3 protein-coding genes and 1 pseudogene are annotated in these 3,974 nt (G+C 44.8%); 3 read left to right on the forward strand and 1 reads right to left on the reverse strand.

The window, feature by feature from the left end:
* A partial coding sequence (locus VK541_RS10750; protein ID WP_324369878.1) for an SH3 domain-containing C40 family peptidase occupies window positions 1–1,070 on the reverse strand: 1,070 nt, incomplete at its 3' end.
* 153 nt (window positions 1,071–1,223) lie between these two features.
* Between VK541_RS10750 and VK541_RS10755 the strand changes: the two genes are divergently transcribed.
* The 3 genes and pseudogenes from VK541_RS10755 to VK541_RS10765 form a co-directional block, all read left to right on the forward strand.
* Complete coding sequence (locus tag VK541_RS10755; protein ID WP_324369880.1) at window positions 1,224–3,152, forward strand: LTA synthase family protein; 1,929 nt, start codon at window positions 1,224–1,226, stop codon at window positions 3,150–3,152.
* 3 nt (window positions 3,153–3,155) lie between these two features.
* Entirely contained in the window at window positions 3,156–3,644 is a 489-nt protein-coding gene (locus VK541_RS10760) for a GtrA family protein (RefSeq protein ID WP_324369882.1), read from the forward strand.
* Between the two features lie 88 nt (window positions 3,645–3,732).
* A pseudogene (locus VK541_RS10765) lies at window positions 3,733–3,974 on the forward strand (phenylalanine 4-monooxygenase); the annotation flags it as partial.

Below are 3,974 nucleotides of genomic sequence, written 5' to 3' on the forward strand. Positions count from 1 at the left end.
CTGATCATCACCATACCGGCCGACTGGATGAATTCCCCCTTGCCCATATAAATTGCCGTGTGGGTAACCCTTCCGCCGCTGATCCCTCTTCTCCTTGACGCCGAAAAGAACAGCAGGTCTCCGGGCTGCAGGTTTTTTATGCATTTTTCGGTACTGAGCTGATCATTGTCCATAATGTCTACTGCCGTACCTGCCAGGACTTGCTGCGACGCATCTCTTGGGATAATAATTCCATTCAGAAAGAAACTGGTCTTGGTAAATCCGCTGCAGTCCACCCCTTTTACAGAGGTGCCGCCCCAGAGGTAAGGTACGCCGATCATGGTTTTGGCTGTTGCCAGGATGTCATTTGCTTTCGGATCAGGCTTGCCTGTCCATTTTTTATAGGGCTGCAGCTGGTCTTTCTCTATATACCCAAGCCGGCCATCGGGAAACACCACCTGGTAAAATCTGTCTTGCTTTGTTTTTACCTCCAATATATTTCCAGCCACCAGATCAGATATCCTCGGCGATTTTACAGAACCTTCGCTGTAAGCATGGCCTGCGTCGGCTGTAAATATGACCTTCTCCGCGGTCTGCCATCTTTTGAAATGCTCCAGGTCCATGAGCGCAATTGCCTGCCTGTCCGTATAGGACAAATAGCCATCAGGACTGCGTACCAGGTAAAACGGTCCTTCTTTTTTCAGGACCTGCACGGGTGTGCCGAGGACCATCTGCGTGACCATCTCCGCGGAGTTGCGCGGATTGCTCCTGTTGTTGGTGACAGACAGTGTGGCAACCCCATAGGTCTGCCTGCCCAGTGAACTGTCGGGCAGCAGGTTTTGGATCACTTTCAATCCTTTAAGTGTTTTGGCCGATTGAGCATACTCCTTTAATGCTGCTTCAGAAGTACTTTCAACGATCAAGGCGTCTGATTTTATGCTTGCTTTAAAAAAAACGGAACGCTTGTCGGGCGCATATTTCTGCTGTACTTCTGCAGCCAGGTTCTTGTAAACAGCGGTATCTGTTTGTCCATCAGCTGTAACTGCTGCCAGCATACCCCACATCCATAAAGCCAAAAACATCCTGTTCATTTATTTTAATCTTTTTGAATGACTAAGATAGCCATCTGCCGGGCTTGCTTTGAAAAATAACAATTAATTTACCTTGAGATGAGCCATTAATGTTAATTTAATATTAACACATCATTACCATTACTTAAATTTGCGCCCTTAATTACAGGCAAATTGAAAACAACAGCGAGCACAGCGTTAAATCTTTATATTTCACTGGCATACCGTTTCCTGATCATACTGGTCACCTATACTTTGTGCAGAATCGGTTTTTATCTGTTCAATTCAGATCTTTTTCAGCACATTTCATTTGCCAAATACCTGCGGATCCTTTATGGCGGTGTAAAATTTGACCTCTCCGCCCTGCTTTACATCAATTCCGTCTTCATTCTGCTCCATGTGATCCCGGTCCCTTTTAAGTATGGTGAAACTTATCAAAAATTTTGCAAATGGCTGTTCATCATCAGCAACAGCATCGGCATTGCGGCCAACCTGGCTGATTTTGCTTATTATAAATATACTTTAAAACGCACCACCGCCACCGTTTACAGCCAGTTCAAAAATGAGCAGAACAAGCTCAAACTGACGGGGGATTTTTTGGCAGATTACTGGTACCTGCTCCTGCTTTTTGCTTTGCTCGTCTGGCTGCTGATCAAGGCCTATGATGTAGTTAAAGTTAAAAAAGTCCGGCAGTTCGGCTGGCCGGCCTACCTGTTTCAGACTGTTTTGATGCTGGCGATTGCGCTGGCCTGCCTCACGGGCATCAGGGGTGGCTGGGGCTTTGGCACCCGGCCCATTACACTGAGCAATGCCGGCGAATATGTGGACACGCCCGACCAGATGAGCCTGGTGCTGAACACACCTTTTTGCATCTTCAGGACACTCAAAGCGTCTAAACTCAGGCATTTGGATTTTTATGACGAAAAAAACCTGGCTTCCGTTTACAATCCGGTACACCTGCCTGCGGATACCGGCCGTTTCAGGAAACTCAATGTGGTTTTTCTGATCATTGAAAGTCTGGGAAAAGAACATGTGGGCAGTCTCAACAAAGATCTGGCGGGCGGCAGGTACAAGGGCTACACGCCTTTTATCGACTCACTGGTTGCACAGAGCTATACTTTTACACATACTTATGCCAATGGCCGCAAGTCCATTGACGCCATTCCCTCGGTCATTACCGGCATTCCCTCTATCCGGGAACCCTTTGTATTGTCTATTTACTCGGGCAATAAAACGACCAGCATTGCCAAACTACTGGGTGATGAAGGGTACGAAACCGCGTTCTTTCACGGGGCGCCCAACGGCTCCATGGGTTTTTCATCTTACACGCACCTTGCCGGCATCAAACATTATTTCGGGCAAAATGAATATAAAAAAACGGGTGATTCTGATGGCACCTGGGGGATCTGGGACGATCCCTTCATGCAGTATATGGCGCAGACCATGAATACTTTAAAACAGCCTTTCTTTTCCAGCTTCTTTTCTTTGTCTTCACACCATCCGTTCAGACTGCCCGATGAATATAAAGGCAAGTTTCCTAAAGGACCGCTTCCTGTACAGGAAGTGATCGGTTACACAGACATGGCCCTCAGGAATTTTTTCAGAACGGCTTCTGCCATGCCCTGGTATAAGAATACCCTTTTTGTACTTTGTGCAGATCACGCGACCGTTTCCTATTTCCCTGAGTACCAAACTACTCCGGGTTATTTTTCCATACCTATTCTCTTTTATTACCCTGGCGGGGACCTGAAAGGAAAGACCGACAAACTGGTGCAGCAGATCGACATCATGCCTACTGTCTTAAATTATTTACATTACGACAAGCCATATTTTGCATTGGGCTTTGATGCTTTTGCAAAAGGTAATGATAACTTTGTAGTGAACAACAACGACGGTAATTTCAGCTTTTACCAGGGAGATTATATGCTGACCAACGACGGAAAGGAAAATACCGCGCTGTACGATTTGAAGACAGACCGCCTGACCCGCAACAACATATTGCAAAAAGAACCGTTAGTAGCTGATAAAATGGGGAAATACCTGAAGGCCTTTGAGCAGCAATACAACAACAGAATGATAAACAACACTTTAACGGCAAAATAAAGGATGCGTAAAGCCTTATTGAGAATCATAGACTTCTTCTATCCTCCTTTTTCGCGCTGGTTATCTTTACATACTTTCAGGTATCTTGTTTCGGGCGGTACTACAGCTGCATCATCAATCGTTTCTTATTATATTGCCTATAACTGGATCCTGCATCAGAAAAGCATTTATATCAATTTTCCTTTTCTGCCAAAAATGATCACTGCCCACGTAGCAGCCCTGGTCATCAATACAGCCTGTACCTTCCTCGTTGGGTTTGTACTCAATAAATACCTGATCTTTACAGAATCCAATCTAAAAGGGAGGATCCAGATCTTCCGGTATGCAGTGGTGTTCTTTCTCAATTTTATGATCAACTACGGCATGATCAAATACATGGTGGAAGGCCTGCATTTCTACCCTTCCATTTCACAAGCTCTTATCACCGTTTTCTTGTCTTTGATGAGCTATTTTCTGCAAAAATACTTTACTTTCAAGGTAAAAAAAGTTTAATTTCTCGTTTTTGGGTAAACAAGACGCATTTATTTGTTATCCTTTGGTGATAGGCTTAACTTAGCCGCATTATCAATTTGATCAGGCGATGAGCGATTTTAATGACTTTAACAATCCACAGGTAGCCAAACTGCCAAGGCACCTGCGGCAGTTTATTGTAGAGCAGCACTATGAAAAGTATACTCCTGCAGATCAGGCAGTATGGCGTTATGTGATGCGTCAGAACTATAGTTATTTAAAACATGTTGCTTATTATCCTTACATCAAAGGCTTGCAGCGTGCGGGTCTGAGCATTGAACACATTCCTGATCTGCAAACCATGAACGACAA

This window comes from Pedobacter sp., assembly GCF_035317785.1.
GTDB lineage: Bacteria > Bacteroidota > Bacteroidia > Sphingobacteriales > Sphingobacteriaceae > Pedobacter.

Coding starts and splice junctions, on each gene's coding strand:
- VK541_RS10760 (WP_324369882.1), top strand. CDS start 3,156: ATGCGTAAAGCCTTATTGAGAATCATAGACTTCTTCTATCCTCCTTTT.